Genomic DNA, 17159 nt, shown 5'->3' with positions numbered 1-17159 from the left:
CAGGGGTGGGGGCTACGGTCGGGCGGTCAATCGAGTACACGGGGAGTTTTTGTCATGCCACCCACCTCTTTGGCCGTCGATCGGCTGCGTGCCGAGCTGAAAGGTGTGGTCATCACGCCCGGCGACGAGGGATACGACCGGGCCCGCACCGTCTTCTCCGGCGCCATCGACCGCCGCCCGGCGGTCATCGCCCGGCCGCTCGACGCGGCCGAGGTCTCGCGTGTCGTGCTGGTCGCCCGCGACACCGGTCTGCCGCTCGCCGTCCGAAGCGGCGGCCACGGCAACCACAGCGAGTGCGACGACGGCATCGTCCTGGACCTGGCGGGCGTCCGCGCGGCCTATCCGGGGGCGACGTGGGAGCGGCTGGTGGCGGTCAAGCGCCGCTACGACCCCAGCAACCTCTTCCGCCTCAACCAAACATCCCGCCCACCTGACCCTGAGGACCCTTACGGCGGTTCGACCCGTGGCACGCGATCCCGCCGACGACGACCTTGACATGCCCGCGGCCACCCAACGACGTGGTCCTGTTGATCGGCGACGACGGCCGGCTGCGGGCACCCAGCGCCCGCAGCCCGGGTCGGACGGCCGTCAAGATCGAGGGATGCAGCGAAAACAGGGAAAAAGCGGCCTCACCCTCCTCCGGACAGCACGAAAACCCGGAAGATGCTGTATCCACATCGCCGGAGGCGATGCGCCCTAGCGTGCCGTGCGAGCGAGGGGCGGGGTGGGCGCGGTGCGGGCGCCGCGAAGGGCGCGGCCAGCGGCCGCGATCAAGGGCATTCGCATCGATCAAGGGCGAACGCACGCGGAAAAGAGATCCAACCACGTGCACTCGCCCTTGATCGGCGTCCGCTGGCGCCAGCGCGCGCGGCCTTCGGCCCCGCGCGCGGCCCGCGGCCTTGCGTGTGCTGGTGCGGCGCCCTGGCGCGGCTCGTTGGAACGGGTGGTCGGGGGGATGTCAGGGTTCCGTCTGGGGAAGCCCCGGATGTATCGCCGCCGGGTGACGAGGACTCTCTATGTCATACCGGGAAACGGTCTTCAGGCGGGGTGAGTACGGTGACCGAGATCGCGAGGGCAGAGGCCCTCTTCGTCAGTGACCTACAGCCTTCCGACGAGCCGACGCCGGCCCAGGTGGCGCTCGCGATCCGCGCGGCACTGCTGCGCCGCGGCGGCGTGCCCGGCTGCGCGGCCGTCATGGCCACCGAGTTCGGCGAGCGGCCGGAGGCCTCCGCCGCCCGGATGCGGTGGGCGCTCGGCCTTGCCTGCCCGGTCACCGTCGCGGCCTGACAGCACTTTCGCCTGTATCGATAAAAGTCCACGCCATGGCAACAAAAGGTGTAGACATTTCGATGTGAACTCCGCTAGTGTTTCGGCGAGGTAACCGGCGGCGCGGTTACCTCGACACCGTTGACCTGGGGATTTGGCACCTTCCCGATCGGCCCTGCACGGCAGCACCCGATCCTGGCGCGATGGTGCGCGCCGTAACCGCTATCCGTCTTTCCTCGCCCGGCACGCCCCGCTCTGACCGAGAGCGTGCGTGCCCTCGCGCGAGCCGACACCCTCGGCCAGTGCACTCGCGAAAGGTACGCCGGACATGCCCCCTTCCGAACGCGCGCACCCGTATGCATTCAGACTGCCAACCTTCCTTACTATTGTTCTCCTGGTGTTGACCGCCGCCGTGCCCGCGGGCGCGGTCGTGCCGCGGCAGGCGCGGGCACAGGCGGCCCAGATCCTGACGTGGACGGCCGGTGACAGCTTCACCTCGTACGTGTCCGCACCGGCCACGGCGGTGGCCGGTGCGGCGACGCTGGTGTTCGAGAACAGTGCCGCCACCGGCAACACCACCGGGATGCAGCACACGCTGACGTTCGACACCGGGGATCCGCGCTACAACCGGGATGTCGACGTCAACATCCTGGCCGATCCGTTCGACGCCAACCGTGGCAGGTGGACGGTCGACGTGGTGCTGACGCCAGGCACCTACCGGTACTTCTGTGCCATCCCCGGGCACGGCCAGATGACCGGCCTGCTCACTGTCACCGGGAGCGGCCCGGATACGACGCCGCCGGCCGTGACCGCCTCGGTGTCGGGGGAGCGCGACGAGACCGGCGCGTACATCGGTGCCGCGACCGTTACGCTGTCGGCCACCGATGCACAGTCTGGTGTGGACAGTGTCGAGTACGCGCTCGATGGGGGCGCGTACACCGCCTATGGCGGGCCGGTGACCGTCACCGTGCTGGGCCAGCACACGGTTTCGTACCGGGCGACGGACAACGCGGGCAACACCTCGACGCCGCAATCGGCGGCGTTCACCGTCGTCGAACCGCCGGACCCGGACACCACCCCGCCCGCGGTGACGGCGTCGGTTTCCGGAGACCGGGACGAGACCGGTGCCTACATCGGGGCCGCGACCGTTACCCTGTCCGCCACCGACACCGAGTCCGGTGTCGACATGGTGGAGTATTCGCTCGACGGGCAGCCGTACGCCACCTACGCGACACCGGTGACGGTCAACCAGTCGGGCGCGCACACGGTTTCGTACCGGGCGACGGACAACGCGGGCAACACGTCGGTGCCGCGGTCGGTGTCGTTCACCGTCGTCGACGACACCGAGCCGGACACCACACCGCCCACCGTGACGGGGTCGGTGTCGGGGGCACGCGATGAAAACGGCGCCTACGTCGGTGCCGCGACGGTGACGCTGGCGGCCACCGACGCCGAGTCCGGTGTGGACCGGGTGGAGTATTCGTTCGACGGGGGCGCGTACCTCACCTACACCGGCCCGCTGACCGTGACCGATCCGGGCGAGCACGCGGTGGCGTACCGGGCGACCGACCGGGCCGGCAACACCTCGACGCCGCAGTCGCTGCCATTCACCGTCGTGGCCGGCGGGCCCGACCCGGAGTGCCCGGTCACCGACACCCGCGCGACGGTATGGCTGGGCACGGTCGACTCCGGCGTACCAAACCGGGTCGTCCGCGCCGGATGCACCATCAACAACCTCACCGGCGACGCCCGCGCCTGGGCCAATCACGGCCAGTTCCTCCGGCACCTGACCGACCTCGCCGAGCACCTGCACCACCTCGGCGTGATCAGCCACGCCGAGCACGGGGTGCTGGTCGACGCGGCCGGCCGGTCCGGCGTCGGCAAGCCGGACGGGCGCAACGGGTACCAGGCGCTGCTCGACCGCTCAGGTGCCTCGTTCGCGCTGTGGGAGCAGGTCGGCGCCGGCGGATTCACGCGCAACGCCGACGGGTCCATCACCGGCCGCCCCCTCGACGGGCTGGGAGTGCTGTGGTTTCCGGTGCGGCAGTACGGCGACTTCTCGCTCAAGCTCCAGTGGCGCGGTGACGCCGGTGGTGTCTTCACGCGCTTCCCTGACGTGCACAGCCATCCGGACGAGTCCCGCCCGGAATGGGTTCCCGTCCGGTTCGGCCACCGGGTCGACCTGGCCGGCTCGCAGGACGTCTGGACCGACTACGAGATCCGGGCCACCGGCCAGCACTACTCGGTGTTCCGCGGCGGCGTGCTCGTCGGTGAGCACCATGGTGGGCAGCACGCCGCCGGATACATCGGGATCCAGGAGACCGGCGGCAGCTTCCGCACGATTCGCATCGCCCCGCTCACGCTCTGACCCCTGGGGAGGGAGTCCGCAATGGACAGAAAATCCAGTGCCGGTCGGCTGCTGCTGGTCGCGGCCGTCCTGGTGGTGACAACGGTCGGCGCGGGAGGGCTGGCCCTCGCCGGCAAGGCCGGTGAACGCTCGGCCGAGAAACCCGACGGCTGCGCCCAGCCGGACCGGCGCATCCAGCTGTACGCCGTCGAGCTGCCCCGCGACCCGGTGACCGGGCAGATCCGGCTCGGCTACGGCAGTACACCCGACACCGCCTCGTACCCCGGCCCGACCATGGAGATGATCGAAGGCGAGTGCCTCGCCATCACCCTGCACAACCAGGTGCCCGAGGCGACCCTGGCGCAGTTGCGGGTCGCGCCCGAACACCCGCTCGGGGTGTCGCTGCACGTGCACGGGGTCAAGTACACCCAGCTGTCCGACGGCACGGTCCACAGTGGTTCGTACGTGCCGCCCGGGCAGTCCCGCACCTACACCTGGTACGCCAAGCCGCGCAGCGCCGCCACCGGCTCCCAGGGCACGGCCGGCTACTGGTGGTACCACGACCACGTGGTGGGCGGACCGCACGGCACGCAGGGCCTGGGTGCTGGCCTGTTCGGTGGGCTCGTGGTGCGGCGGCAGGGCGACACCCGCCCCGACCGCACCTACGTGACCGCGTTCGGCGACCGCCAGACCATCAACCTGCGCCGCAGCCCCGAAGCCGACACGTGCGACCACATGAACCCGCAGCCCGGCCCTACGTGCCTGATGGCCAAGGTGGGTGAGCGGATCGAGTTCATCGTCATCGGGCTCGGCAACGAGCTGCACACGTTCCACATCCACGGGCACTCATGGGCGGACACCCGCACCGGCATGGTCGAGGGCAACAGCAAACCGCTGGTCGACTCAATTCCCGTCATCGACAACAAGAGCCTTGGGCCCGGCGACTCGTTCGGCGTACAGATCATCGCCGGCGACTCGGTGGGACCGGGTCACTGGATGCTGCACTGCCACATGCAGTTCCACTCCGACGCCGGCATGTACACCACGCTCCACGTCATCGAGGGGTAGGCATGGCAACCAGACTCGCGCGCGCACTGGCCTGCGCCGTACTCGTCCTCGGCACGCTGACCGTGCCGGCTTTTGAGAAGCCCGCCAGCGCCGCCGGCGGCAAGGTGGTCAACGTGCTGGTCTTCCACGGACCGGAGGACCAGCAGGACGACCCGGTCGGCCGCGCCACCGCCGTCATCAAGAACCTGGGCAAGCAGCACGGCTTCTTCGTTCACGAGGCCGAGGATCCGGCCGTCTTCACAGCGGAGAACCTCGACCGGTACCGGGGCGTGGTGTTCCTGTCCGCCAGGGGCGTCACGCTCGACGACGCGCAGGAGGCCGCGTTCCAGGCGTACGTCAAGGGCGGCGGCGGCTTCGTCGGCGTGCACGACGCCGCGTACGCCCAGGGCGGCTCCGAATGGTTCACCGGCCTCATCGGCACCCGCCCAGCGGCCAGCCTGCCGCCGGCGGAGAAGGTCGTCGAGGCGACCGCCAGCGGCAACAACCCGCCCAACGAGACCGTGCAGCAGGTGGTCGACGGGTCGACCGGCACGAAGTGGCTGACCCGCGAACCCACCGGCTGGATCGTCGCCAAGCTCGCCGCACCGACGGTGATCGGGCGGTACGCGCTGACCTCGGCCAACGACTCGGCCGGCCGCGACCCGAAAGACTGGGCGCTGCAAGGCTCCGCAGACGGCCTGGAGTGGACCACATTGGACACCCGCACGGGCGAGACCTTCCCGCAGCGGTTCCTGACCAAGCAGTACACGTTCGAGAACAGCCAGGCGTACCAGTACTACCGGCTGAACATCACCGCCAACAACGGCGAACCGCTGACCCAGCTCGCCGAGCTGTGGCTGGTCGGCTCGAACGCCGGTCCGGCACCGGAGAGCACCGTGCAGCAGGCCACCGTGGCGCTCACCGACCGCCAACACCCGGCCAACAAAGGGCTGCCGCTCACCGTGAGCCGCGCCGACCAGTGGATGAACTGGGACCCGAACCCGGTCGGCCGCGTCCACACGATCGCGCAGGTGGACGAGAGCACGTACACGTCCGGCTTCAGCGGCAACGGCCCGTTCCACCCGATCTCCTGGTGCCGCGACTACGACGGCGGCCGTTCGTTCTACACCGGCATGGGCCGCACGCCGGCCAGCTGGAACAAGGACACCCAGTTCCACGGGCATCTGCTCGGCGCGATCCAGTGGACGACCGGCATGGTGCGCGGCGACTGCCAGGCCACCATCGCGGCCAACTACCGCACCGAGCGGCTCACCACCACCAACCAGACCGGGCAGCTCGACCAGATCGGCGAGCCGCATGGGCTGACCGTCGCACCGGACGGCACCGTCTTCTACATCGGCAAGGCGTCCTGCCCGTCCGGTCCCGTCGTCGACTGGGCCAACCCCAACGTCGGCCTCGGCTGCGGCACCATCCACCAGTGGGATCCGCGCACCAAGCAGGTCAAGCTGCTCACGACGCTCGCGGTGATGGGTAACCGGGGCAGCGGCACCGAGCTGGTCAAGAACGAGGAGGGCCTGGTCGGCATCACGCTCGACCCGGCGTTCGCGCAGAACGGCTGGGTCTACGTGTACTGGATGCCGCACGCGTCGATCGACCGCGAGAAGCGGATCGGGCAGCGTACCGTATCCAGGTTCACGTACGACCGTGCCGCCGCGACCATCGACCAGGGCACCCGCAAGGACCTGCTGCACTGGGACACCCAGATCCACAGCTGCTGCCACGCCGGCGGTGGCATGACGTTCGATGAGGGCGGCAACCTCTACATCGGCACCGGCGACAGCAACTCCTCCGGCGGCTCCAGCGGCTACTCCGGCAACAACTGGACGCAGGAGTTCGCGGGCGTGTCCTTCCAGGACGCTCGCCGCACCTCCGGCAACACCAACGACCTCAACGGCAAGATCCTGCGCATCCACCCGGAGGCGGACGGCACGTACACGATTCCACAAGGGAACCTGTTCACCGGCCAGGAGGAGGGCGGCGGTAAGACGCGGCCCGAGATCTACGTGATGGGCGTGCGCAACATCGCCCGGATCGCCTGGGATCCGGTCAACGACTGGCTGACGGCCGCGTGGGTGGGCCCCGACGCCGGTGCGCCCGATCCCGAGCTGGGGCCGGCCAAGTACGAGACGGCCACCATCATCACCTCGGCGGGCAACCAGGGCTGGCCGTACTGCATGGGTAACCGCCAGCCGTACCGGGACCGCAGCAGCACGGACGCCACCGTGCTCACCGGGTGGTACGACTGCGACAACCTCAAGAACGAGTCGCCGCGCAACACCGGCCTCGTCGACATCCCACCGGCCCGCGACAACATGATCTGGTACTCCCCGCAGGGCGGCGGCCCGGTCTATCCCGAGCGCGCCGACGGCAGCGGGCTGCCCACGTACGTGCTCGGGCAGGAGAAGTTCACCCGGCCGTACCTGCGTGGCGGCGGCCAGGCCATCATGGACGGTCCCACCTACCAGCGGTCCACCGTGGACACTGGTAGCGGCGTGGCGTGGCCGGAGTACTGGAACGACAAGTGGTTCATCGGTGACGAGTCGAACGCCAACAACCGGATCGCGGTGACCGTCGACCCGGCCAACGTGCCCAGCCAGGGCGCGCCCGCCTTCGCCGAAGACCTGCGCCCGATCATCCAGGGTGGCAGTGGGGCCACCCAGCTCCAGTTCTGGATGGACGCCAAGTTCGGGCGGGACGGCGCGCTGTACATGCTGGACTACGGAGGCGGCTTCTTCAGCCTGCACGCCAACCAGAAACTGATCCGGATCGCGTACCAGGGCGGGCCGGCCACCCCGAACCCCAACCTGGCCACCGCCCGATCGGTGTCGGCGAGCCAGCCGCGCACCGTCGCGTTCTCCGGCGTCGCCGCCGGCGGCGTGGCCTGGGAGTGGGACTTCGGCGACGGCAGCAAGGTGTCCACTCAGGCCAACCCGACGCACACCTACAAGCGCTACGGCACCTTCCAGGCGAAGCTGAAGGTGACGTACGCCGACGGCGAGGTCGTCACCGGCACGGTCACCGTGAACGCCGGCTGTGCCGTGGCCGACGCTCGCTCGTCGGTGTGGCTGCTCGACACCGACACCGGTGTGGCGAACCGCACCGCCGGCGGCGGCTGCACCATCAACGACCTCATCGACGACGAGGCCGCCTGGCCGAACCATGGCGCCTTCGTCAGCCACCTCGAAGACGTGCTCACCGAGCTCACCGCGGCGCACGTCATCGACAACCGGGAGGCGATCGCGCTTCGCCGGGCCGGTGCCACCTCCGACGTCGGGAAGGTGCCGGGGTACGTGCCCATCTTCGACGGTACGGCGGCCTCGCTGGCGGACTGGCGGCAGGCGCCCGGAGGGTCCTTCTCGCTGCGGCGGGACGGCTCCATCCGCAGCACCGGCGGCCTGGGGATGCTCTGGTACGCCGGCAAGGAACTGGGCGACTTCTCGCTGCGGATGCGGTTCCGGGACGTGTCGGCGGGCACCACCCGCGGCAACAGCGGGGTGTTCGCGCGCTTCCCCGACCCGCGCGTCCCGCTGGATCAGCGGCCGCCGGGCAGCTGCGGCACGGTCGGCTCGGCCCGCACCTCGGCCGCCTGGGTCGCGATCTACTGTGGACACGAGATCCAGATCTACGACGGCGAGACCGGCGAGACGCAGAAGACCGGCTCGATATACAACTTCGCGCCGCTGACGCTCGACAAGGCCGGTGCGACGCCGAAGGAGCAGTGGAGCGACTACGAGGTTCGAGTCGTCGGGCAGCACTACACGATCATCCGCAACGGTGTGACGCTGGCCGAGTTCGACAACACCCCCGGCAAGCAGTCCTCCCGCGCGGGTGACCCGCCGACCGACATGCGCCAGTTCCTGAGCGGATTCGTCGGATTGCAGAACCACGGCACCAACGACCTGGTCGAGTTCCGCGACGTCCGGGTGCGCGACCTCTAACCGTCCTCCGTGATCAGGGCGTCCCTCAAGTCGTTAGGGCGACTTGAGGGACGCCCTGATCACATCGTTAGGTGAGGGCCGGGAGGAAGTCCGTCGCCGGTATCGCGAACACCAGGGACACCACCGCCATGCGCGGGATCGAAGGGCGGTGGGCCATCACCGCGTACACCGCGAGCAGCACCGGTGCCATGAGATCCTGCAGCGTCCAGGAGTCGCGGCTGACCAGCACGCCGAGGTGGCAGCAGGCCAGCCACAGCGCGATCGCGGCCGTCCACAGTGTCACGCCGAGCCCGTAGCACAGCGACGGGTTCCAGCGCACCGCCGACGTGGTGTCGCCGGCGTAGCTGTCGGCGTCCATGTCCATGACGGTGGTCGGCAGGTACAGTGCGGCCGCCAGCAGCAGGCCGAGCACCACCATGACGGGCGGGTAGTCGCCGATCGGGCGGTGCAGCGACCAGCCCGCCAGCGGTCCCAGTACCCCCACCGCGACCGCGTTGACGACCACGTCGGCGCCCGGACGGGCCTTGAGCCGGATCGGCGGCACGCTGTAGAGCCAGCCGAGCAGCAGTACCAGCGCGGTGCCCGCGGTGAACGCGGCTCCCGCCGCCGCGGCCACGGCGAGCGCGGTGAACGAGAACAGCCCGCACCAGTGCACCAGGTCCTTTTCGGACAGCGCGCCGGTGACCAGCGGCGCGTTCGCCTTGCGCGGGTTGCGCCGGTCACTGGGCAGGTCGTACCGGTCGTTGAGAGTGAGCACCGCACCCCACACCAGCGGGCCGAGCACGAACGCCGCCGCCAGCGACTCGGGAACCGCGTGCAGGGGCGGCAGCCACGAGCGGGTCGCCAGGACCGCGCCGAGGTACGCGCCGGCCCAGCCCAGTGGCCAGAACCACGGCCGGGTGACCTGGATCACCGCGACCGCGGTACCGCTGAAGCCCGACGCGCCCCGTGGTCGCGCCGGGTGTACCAGATGCCCGTAAGCCATGCCTCGACGCTAGGGAAACCGCCCGGCGGCGGTCCTCCCCCAGGGGAGCGGCCCGGCTCCCTCCCGAGGGGGAGGAGTCACCCCTTGACGCAGACGACCTGCTTGAGGTGCGCGACGACCTCGACCAGGTCTTCCTGCTGCTTCATGACCTCGTCGATGTCCTTGTAGGCGGCGGGGATCTCGTCGACCACGCCGGTGTCCTTGCGGCACTCGACGCCGGCGGTCTGCGCCACCAGGTCCTCGGTCGTGAACGTCTTCTTCGCCTTGGCCCGTGACATGCGCCGCCCCGCGCCGTGCGACGCCGAGCAGTACGCCTCGGTGTTGCCCCGGCCGCGCACGATGTACGAGCCGGTGCCCATCGAGCCCGGGATGATGCCGAGGTCGCCCTCGCCGGCCCGGATCGCGCCCTTGCGGGTCACCAGCACCTCCACGCCGCCGTACGTCTCCTCCGCGACGTAGTTGTGGTGGCAGCTGATCGGCTGGCCGTACGTGACCTGAGGCAGGTGCTGCCGCACGACGTCGCACAGCAGCGCCATCATGACCTCGCGGTTGCGACGCGCGTACTCCTGCGCCCACCACAGGTCCCGGCGGTACGCCTCCATCTCCGGCGTACCGGCCAGGAACACCGCCAGGTCACGGTCGGGCAGGTGGGTGTTGTGCGGCAGCTTGCGGGCGACAGCCATGTGCCGCTCGGCGAGTTCCTTGCCGATGTTCCGCGAGCCTGAGTGCAGCATCAACCACACCTGCCCGTCGTCCGGGCCGCCCTGCTCGACGCACACCTCGATGAAGTGGTTGCCGCCGCCGAGCGTGCCCATCTGGTGGTGGGCCCGGCTCTCCAGGCCGCTCACGCCGTCGTGCAGCGTGGCGAACCGGCTCCAGAACCAGTCCCAGCCCTTCTGGTCCAGGTCTCGCACCCGGCGCGTGTCGACCTCGCGGCCGCGCTGCGCGAACCCGACCGGGATGGTGGCTTCGATCGCGGTACGCAGCGTGCCGAGGTCGTCGGGCAGGCTCGCGGCGGTCAACGAGGTGCGGACCGCGGACATGCCACAGCCGATGTCGACTCCGACAGCCGCCGGCGAAACGGCCTGGCGCATGGCGATGACTGAACCGACGGTCGCGCCCTTTCCGAAGTGGACGTCCGGCATGACCGCTACGCCCTCGACCCACGGCAGCTGGCCGATGTTACGCAGCTGCTGCGCCGCCTGCGGCTCGATGCCGTACGGGTCGGTCCAGACCCGCACCGGTGCCTTGGTGCCCGCGAGCAGTTCGAATCCCATGATGTGCCTCCCGTGCGCAGCACGAATCCACTGTAGAAAGTGGTGTGGTGCAAAGAAAAAGCCGCCCGTCCCGAGCGTGCTCACAGTAGACAGGGGCGGATCCGCGCACGCAACGGAGTTCTCACGCTCAGGGCGTCCTTCAAGCGGCTGGAGCCACTTGAAGGACGCCCTGAACAGGAGAAGCTAGGCCTTGGTCTCTACCCACGCACCGGCGTTGACCTGGACGCCGGAGTTGTAACGCGCATACCGCCAGAAGATGCGGTGACCTTCGACGAAGTTCTTGTTGCAGTCACCCATCACACCTGAGCCGTGGTTGTTGACGCAGGTACCCGACCTCGTGCCGTCCACGTCCCGCCACTCGATCGCGGCCGAGTATCCGTCCGGCTTGTCGTTGACCAGCGTGTCCCGTACCCAGAAGATGTCGCCATTGGACTGGAAACAGGCGTTGACGCCGGTCCCGTACCGGCACACGCCGTACGAGTCGTAGTCGGGGTAGCCGGGGGCCCACTCGGAGGAGTAGTCCGTTTCCGCGCCGTAGTAGGCGGCGGAGGCGGCGGTGGGCGCCAGCATGACGGCCATCATGCCGGTCGCGGCGGCCAACACGAGCTTGCCTCGACGGGGGATACGCAGCACTGGGTCTCCCTTGCGGTAGTCGTCCGATGATCGGTGCGCCCACCTTAGCGATCATCCACATAGGATCCGGTGGAGGTCGTCGGCCTCTTGAGCGCATCTTGAGGTTGGGGCGTGCGGATGCCGGCCTTGACCAGGGACGCGAAGGCTGTAAAGTCCTCGGGCGGGAATGCGCTTGCATTCACAACTATGAATTTAAGCTTTCCATAATGTGGAATTAATAAAGAGGCAAAAGGCATGAGCGAAACGCCGGATTCCGCGCCAGGGCAGGGCGCGGGCCGCACACCGGTGAAGCGGCGCGTCGTCATCGGGGTCGCCATCGGCCTCGCGGCCACCACGGCGCTCGGCACCGCCGCCGCGCTCTCGGCGGCCGCGCCGAAAAGCGACACCGAGGGGCAGGTCGGCATCAGCGCGACGTCCGGCACCGACGGCAGCGGCGCGCCGATTCCGGGAGCGACCCCGACGGGTACGCCAGGGGCGCCGGCGAGCGCGACACCGAGTCCAACCTCGACAGCCGCCGTGGCGGTGGGTAAATGCGGCCGCCCCGCGGGAGCGGCACCGGTCGCGAAGGTCACCGAGGTGAAGCTCGGCGTGCGCGTGACCGGCTACGGGCAGGAGGGCGACACCGACCCGCTGCCGATGGCGATCGCGGCCCGGCCCGATGGTGGCTCCTGGCTGGCGTGGCTCGGCACCAACGGCAAGGTGTATCTGGGCAAGCTCGGCTGCGACGACAAGCTCGTCGGCACCCCCACCAGCTTCACCGGAATCAACCTCCAGGACGTGCAGGCCGACGCCAACGGTGGCGTGGTTTTGCTGACCCGGCGAGGCAACTGCGGCGACGGACCGTTGTGCGGCGGCTCCTCCAGCCCGTGCAACACCATGCACATGATTCGCTTCGACAACTCGGGGAAGCAGGTCTGGGAGCGCCAGGTCACCAACCTGAGCGGCAGCCGACAGGGATACGACGACGGCGCCCGGTTCGTCTGGTGGTACCAGCACCACGGGCGGCTCGCGAGCGACGGCAAGACCTACGCGGCGTACTTCGGTGTCGCCATCACCGTCAAGAACGGCAACTGCGTCGACATCCACGAGGGCGACCGGATGCAGGTCGTCAACGCCAACGGATCACTGGCTTCCGGCCACCGCGACAGCTTCGAAGTGGGCTGTAGCCACAGTTGGACGTCGCGCATCGTCTGGGACCCGCGCACGAAGCACTACGCGATGGTCTGCGCCACCGACAACAACTGCCGCATCGCGCAGCCCGACCCGTACCGCAGCGTGGCGGCCGGCACGTGCGACGGCACCCTGTTCGGCGGCGACCTCGTGCTGGCCAAGGGCAAGGGATACTGGACCGCGTGGAGCCAGGGCGGCAAGGCTCGCCTCGAACACTTCACCACCGGCGCCTCCGACAAGACCGTCAGCACCGGCGCCAGTACCAGCCATCCACACCTGGTCAGCTACGGCACCGGCCGGATGCTGCTGGCCTGGCAGTCGGGCTCCTCGATCGCCGCGCAGGTGTACGACGCGGGCAGCGGAAAGACCGTGGGCGGCAAGCTCACCATCAACGTCAAGGACCACAACTACCAGGCGTTCAAGGCGTACCCGGACGGCAGCGTCGCGTACCCGGCCGCCGGCAGCACCAACACGTCCATCCGCATCGCCCGCGTGCAGCCCATGCGCTGACAGTCGCCGACCTCACCGCTGTCAGCGGGTCGCGGCGGCCAGGTCGACGGTGCGTAGGCCGTCGATCGCGCCTCGGAGGTCGCGGCACATGATGCGGAACGTCTCAGGCGGCTCCAGGCCGCGCGCGGACAGCAGCGCGCTGAGTTCGTCCGCGCGCTCCGACGCGGCGTTCAGGTAGTTGGCGGCGTTCTCGACCTGAATGTTCGGCGGGAAGGGCAGGTGGGCGCCGCGCGTGGCGTCGAGGTTGCGGTTCGCCTTGAGCAGGTCGGTCGCCAGGACGTCGAACACGTCCCAGACCGTCTGATGCTCGGGGGCGGCGAGATCCGGTCCGAGGCGTTCCCGGGTTCTGTTCAGCCGGTTGATCGCCTCGTGCAGGTCGCGGCGGATGCGGTCGAGCGAGACCTGGGCGGTCGCGGGGATCTGCCACTCCTGTCGGTTGACGGTGGCGCCCAGCTCGTGGCGCAGGCTGGACAGGTACGCGGTGGCCTTGTTGAGGTCGTCGACCGCGACCCGCAGCAGGTCCGGCCGGTCGTCCAGGCGCCAGTAGAACTCCGACAGCCGCTCGGCGGTGGAGTGGATGTTGCTCTCCAGCTTGGACAGGTCGTCGGAGGCGCCGCTCTCCTGAAGCCACTGGGCGCGCTCCTCGGCGGTCCGGTTGACGGCCTTGCCGAAGCAGAAACCCGCCAGCGACAGCAGCGAGCCGATCACGAAGTCCTTCTGCGACAGGTAGATCTCGCGCAGGTTGGTGGCCGCGATGATCGCGGTGACGAGGACGACGGCGGTGCCGCCCAGTGCCCAGACATGGCGCCGATTCATGGCGGACAGTCTCCCAGAGACCACGCGCGGGCGGTCCACCCGAAAGTGTGGCCGGGCAGCGGTTCGCGGCACGTCCACGCGAAGCGCCGATCAAGGGAAAGCGCATGGATCAAGGGCGAATGCACGCGGATCGGAGATCGAAGCACGTGCGTTTGCCCTTGATCGCGCGAAAGGGGGGAGTGGGTTAGTGGCCTGGGGTGTCGGCCAGGGTGGTGGCGCCGGTCATTATGGCTACCGCTTCCGACATGGTGTGGGTCTGCGGGGTTACCACGCCGGCGCAGCGGCCCAGGCGCTGGATGTGGATGCGGTCGGCCACCTCGAACACGTGCGGCATGTTGTGGCTGATCAGGATGACCGGCAGCCCGCGCGAGCGGACCTCCCGGATCATCTTGAGCACCTGGTTCGACTCCTTGACGCCGAGCGCCGCCGTGGGCTCGTCCAGCACGATGATTTTGCTGCCGAACGTCGCCGCGCGGGCCACCGAGATCGCCTGGCGCTGGCCGCCGGAGAGCGTCTCGACCGGCTGGGCCATGTTCTGCAGGGTGCCGATGCCCAGGTCGGCGAGGGCCTTGCCGGCGTCGCGGCGCATGCCCTTCTTGTCGATCATCCGGAGCGCGCTGCCGAGGAAGCCGGGGCGCCGCCGCTCCCGGCCCAGGTACAGGTTGCTGGCGATGTCGAGCGCGGGCGCGACCGCGAGCGTCTGGTACACGGTCTCGATGCCGGCGTCGAGGGCGTCCTGCGGGCGCTTGAAGTGCACCGGCTGCCCGTCGATGAACATCTGGCCGGTGTCGGGCACGAGCGCACCGGTCAGGCACTTGATGAGCGTGGACTTGCCGGCGCCGTTGTCGCCGATGATGGCCAGCACCTCGCCCGGGTACAGGTCGAGGTCGACGCCGTCGAGCCCGACCACGCGCCCGAAGGTTTTTACCATGCCACGAGCCGAAAGGACGGGAGTAGTCATGCCTTGACCTTCCTGATCCACTGGTCGACGGCGACGGCGAGGATCACCAGCAGGCCGACGGCGAGCACGCGGTACTGGTCGTCCACCCCGGCCAGCGACAGTCCACTGCGGAAGAACCCGACGATGAGCGCGCCCAGCAGGGTGCCGAGCAGCGCGCCGCGGCCGCCGAACAGGCTCGTGCCGCCGATGACGACAGCCGTGATGCTCTCCAGGTTGGCGTCGGTGATGGCGTTGGGACTGGCGGCGCCCGCGCGTCCAATGAGGATCCACGCGGTGAGGCCGTAGATGGCACCGGCCACTGTGTACACGCTGAGCAGCACCCGGTCGACCCGGATGCCGGCCAGCCGCGCCGCTTCCTTGTCGTCGCCGACCGCGTACACGTGCCGGCCCCACGCGGTGTTGGCGAGCGCGAACCCGACCACCACGTAGAGGGCGGCCACCAGTACGACACCGGTGGTGATGCGGAACTGTCCGATGCGGAACGACTCACCCGTCCAGTTCAGCAGCGACGGCAGGTCAGAGGACTGGACGCTCTGGCCGCGCGAGTACAGCAGGCCGATCGCGGTGAACACGCTCAGCGTGCCGAGGGTGACGATGAACGGTGGCAACTTGATCCGGGTCACCAACGCTCCATTGAAGAGGCCGGCCCCGATACCAAGAATAATGCCGACCGCGACCGCGAGCACGCCCGGCAGGCCCGCGCCCTCCGCGAGCTTCGCGGCGACCATCATGGACAGGATCGTGATCGCGCCGACCGACAGGTCGATGCCCGCGGTGAGGATGATGAGCGTCTGGCCGACGGCCAGCGCGCCGATCACCGCCACCTGTTGCACCACCAGCGACAGCGAGTTCGCCGAGGCGAACCGCGGGTTGATGGTGGAAAAGACGATGAACGAGATGACAAGTACCAGGAACGGGCTGATCGCGGGGTAGGAGTGGAGCAGGTGCTGCACCCGCTGCACGGGCGAGCGCTGGCGCAGCGCGAACTGCTCGGTGGCGGTACTGGCTGGTTGGAGTGTGGTGGACACGCCGCTCCTTCGGGACGGCCGGCCGCGGCGCCGGTGCGCGCCGCGGCCGGGTGAGGAAAGTCAGGCGGTGCCCCAGCAGAGCGTCGCGCCCTTGGTGCTGTCGATGCTGTCGACGCCGGTGGTCGCCTTGTCGGTGACCAGCGCGACGCCGGTGTCGTAGAAGTCCAGGCCGCTCGTCACGGCCGGCTTCGCGCCCCCGGTGGCGATCTGCTTGATGGCCTTGACGCCGAGCTCGGCCATCTTGATCGGGTACTGCTGCGAGGTCGCGTTGATGACGCCGTTCTTCACCTGCTGTACGCCGTTGCAGCCACCGTCGACCGATACGACGAGCACGTCCTTCGTGCCCGCGGCCTGCATCGCCTTCTGCGCGCCGACCGCGGCGGGCTCGTTGATGGTGTAGACGACGTTGACGTTGGGGTTCTTGGCCAGGCAGCGCTCCATGGCGGTGCGCCCACCGTCTTCGGCGCCGTTGGTCGGCTCGTTGCACACGATCGTGTACGTTCCGCCGGAGTAGTTGCCGGTGGGCGCCTCGTCGCCGTTCTTCTTGCTGTCGCCGGTGTTGATGCCCATGCCGGTCAGGAATCCCTGGTCGCGGTTGTAGTCCACCGACACGATCTTGTCGTTGAACAGGTCGAGCAGCGCGATCGTCGCCGGCTTTCCGGCCAGCTGCCCGGCCGTCCACTTGCCGATCAGCTCACCGGCCTTGAAGTTGTCGGTCGCGAACGTGATGTCGACGGTGTCGGCCGGGTCCGGCGGGGTGTCCAGCGCGATGACGTACAGCCCGGCCTCGCGTGCCTTCTTGATGGCCGGGTTGACGCCCGGCCCGTTCGGGGTGATGAGGATGCCGTCGTCGCCGCGGGCGATCGCGTCTTCGATCGCCTGCACCTGGCCCGCCTCGTCACCGTCTTCCTTGCCGGCCGCGATGGTGAGCTTGACACCGTCGGCCTGCGCGGCCTTCTTGGCGCCCTCCTGCATGGTGACGAAGAACGGGTTCGTCGAGTTCTTGGTGATCAGTGAGACCGCCACGCTGTCGCCGCCCGCGTCGTCGCCGCTGCCACACGCGGCGGCGAAGAGGCTGAGGGCCGCTGCGGCGGCGAACAGGCGCGCGGCCCGGCGGGTGCGCTCTCTCATGTTCGCTCCTTCTTTCAGGGGGTATCTAT

Annotated in this window: 12 protein-coding genes and 1 pseudogene; 6 read left to right on the top strand and 7 right to left on the bottom strand. The window is 69.2% G+C overall.

Annotated elements, in window-relative coordinates; genetic code table 11:
- Positions 1-54: 54 nt before the first annotated feature.
- The 5 genes and pseudogenes from QMG73_RS09965 to QMG73_RS09945 all read left to right on the top strand — a co-directional run bounded on the left by QMG73_RS09965 (position 55) and on the right by QMG73_RS09945 (position 8619).
- Positions 55-495 (top strand): FAD-dependent oxidoreductase, encoded by a 441-nt coding sequence (locus QMG73_RS09965; protein ID WP_281893945.1) that lies wholly within the window; start codon positions 55-57, stop codon positions 493-495.
- A 561-nt stretch (positions 496-1056) separates the two neighbouring features.
- A complete protein-coding gene (locus QMG73_RS09960) occupies positions 1057-1287 on the top strand; it encodes a hypothetical protein (protein WP_281893943.1) in 231 nt (76 codons plus the stop codon).
- A 307-nt stretch (positions 1288-1594) separates the two neighbouring features.
- Positions 1595-3604 (top strand): annotated as a pseudogene (locus tag QMG73_RS09955) (OmpL47-type beta-barrel domain-containing protein); the annotation flags it as partial.
- Between the two features lie 51 nt (positions 3605-3655).
- A complete protein-coding gene (locus tag QMG73_RS09950) occupies positions 3656-4681 on the top strand; it encodes a multicopper oxidase domain-containing protein (protein ID WP_281893941.1) in 1026 nt (341 codons plus the stop codon).
- 2 nt (positions 4682-4683) lie between these two features.
- Positions 4684-8619 (top strand): ThuA domain-containing protein, encoded by a 3936-nt coding sequence (locus tag QMG73_RS09945; RefSeq protein WP_281893940.1) that lies wholly within the window; start codon positions 4684-4686, stop codon positions 8617-8619.
- Positions 8620-8686: 67 nt separating this feature from the next.
- On the opposite strand, the gene QMG73_RS09940 is transcribed toward QMG73_RS09945, so the two are convergent.
- The 3 genes from QMG73_RS09940 to QMG73_RS09930 all read right to left on the bottom strand — a co-directional run bounded on the left by QMG73_RS09940 (position 8687) and on the right by QMG73_RS09930 (position 11514).
- Positions 8687-9604: a UbiA family prenyltransferase gene (locus tag QMG73_RS09940; protein ID WP_281893939.1), complete on the bottom strand. Its 918-nt coding sequence runs from the start codon at positions 9602-9604 to the stop codon at positions 8687-8689.
- A gap of 77 nt (positions 9605-9681) precedes the next feature.
- Positions 9682-10881, bottom strand: a complete 1200-nt coding sequence (locus tag QMG73_RS09935; RefSeq protein WP_281893938.1) for an RtcB family protein — start codon at positions 10879-10881, stop codon at positions 9682-9684.
- 183 nt (positions 10882-11064) lie between these two features.
- Complete coding sequence (locus QMG73_RS09930; protein WP_281893935.1) at positions 11065-11514, bottom strand: hypothetical protein; 450 nt, start codon at positions 11512-11514, stop codon at positions 11065-11067.
- A gap of 234 nt (positions 11515-11748) precedes the next feature.
- Between QMG73_RS09930 and QMG73_RS09925 the strand changes: the two genes are divergently transcribed.
- A complete protein-coding gene (locus tag QMG73_RS09925) occupies positions 11749-13194 on the top strand; it encodes a hypothetical protein (RefSeq protein WP_281893934.1) in 1446 nt (481 codons plus the stop codon).
- A gap of 21 nt (positions 13195-13215) precedes the next feature.
- On the opposite strand, the gene QMG73_RS09920 is transcribed toward QMG73_RS09925, so the two are convergent.
- The 4 genes from QMG73_RS09920 to QMG73_RS09905 form a co-directional block, all read right to left on the bottom strand.
- Positions 13216-14010 (bottom strand): hypothetical protein, encoded by a 795-nt coding sequence (locus QMG73_RS09920; protein WP_281893932.1) that lies wholly within the window; start codon positions 14008-14010, stop codon positions 13216-13218.
- Between the two features lie 184 nt (positions 14011-14194).
- Complete coding sequence (locus QMG73_RS09915) at positions 14195-14971, bottom strand: ATP-binding cassette domain-containing protein (RefSeq protein WP_281893931.1); 777 nt, start codon at positions 14969-14971, stop codon at positions 14195-14197.
- Positions 14968-15999 (bottom strand): ABC transporter permease, encoded by a 1032-nt coding sequence (locus QMG73_RS09910; protein ID WP_281893930.1) that lies wholly within the window; start codon positions 15997-15999, stop codon positions 14968-14970. The genes QMG73_RS09915 and QMG73_RS09910 overlap by 4 nt, the downstream gene beginning before the upstream one ends.
- 60 nt (positions 16000-16059) lie before the next feature.
- Positions 16060-17130, bottom strand: coding sequence for a substrate-binding domain-containing protein (locus QMG73_RS09905; protein WP_281893928.1), 1071 nt, complete (start codon positions 17128-17130; stop codon positions 16060-16062).
- Positions 17131-17159 lie beyond the last annotated feature (29 nt).

It is taken from the genome of Phytohabitans aurantiacus, assembly GCF_027923225.1.
Taxonomy (GTDB): domain Bacteria; phylum Actinomycetota; class Actinomycetes; order Mycobacteriales; family Micromonosporaceae; genus Phytohabitans; species Phytohabitans aurantiacus.
This window is presented reverse-complemented; position numbering and strand designations above follow the sequence as displayed.

What these genes read in the sequence shown, in the direction of transcription:
- QMG73_RS09915 (WP_281893931.1), bottom strand. Translation starts at nt 14,971, where the DNA reads ATGACTACTCCCGTCCTTTCGGCTCGTGGCATGGTAAAAACCTTCGGG.
- QMG73_RS09905 (WP_281893928.1), bottom strand. Translation starts at nt 17,130, where the DNA reads ATGAGAGAGCGCACCCGCCGGGCCGCGCGCCTGTTCGCCGCCGCAGCG.
- QMG73_RS09935 (WP_281893938.1), bottom strand. Translation starts at nt 10,881, where the DNA reads ATGGGATTCGAACTGCTCGCGGGCACCAAGGCACCGGTGCGGGTCTGG.
- QMG73_RS09950 (WP_281893941.1), top strand. Translation starts at nt 3,656, where the DNA reads ATGGACAGAAAATCCAGTGCCGGTCGGCTGCTGCTGGTCGCGGCCGTC.
- QMG73_RS09945 (WP_281893940.1), top strand. Translation starts at nt 4,684, where the DNA reads ATGGCAACCAGACTCGCGCGCGCACTGGCCTGCGCCGTACTCGTCCTC.
- QMG73_RS09965 (WP_281893945.1), top strand. Translation starts at nt 55, where the DNA reads ATGCCACCCACCTCTTTGGCCGTCGATCGGCTGCGTGCCGAGCTGAAA.
- QMG73_RS09920 (WP_281893932.1), bottom strand. Translation starts at nt 14,010, where the DNA reads ATGAATCGGCGCCATGTCTGGGCACTGGGCGGCACCGCCGTCGTCCTC.
- QMG73_RS09940 (WP_281893939.1), bottom strand. Translation starts at nt 9,604, where the DNA reads ATGGCTTACGGGCATCTGGTACACCCGGCGCGACCACGGGGCGCGTCG.
- QMG73_RS09925 (WP_281893934.1), top strand. Translation starts at nt 11,749, where the DNA reads ATGAGCGAAACGCCGGATTCCGCGCCAGGGCAGGGCGCGGGCCGCACA.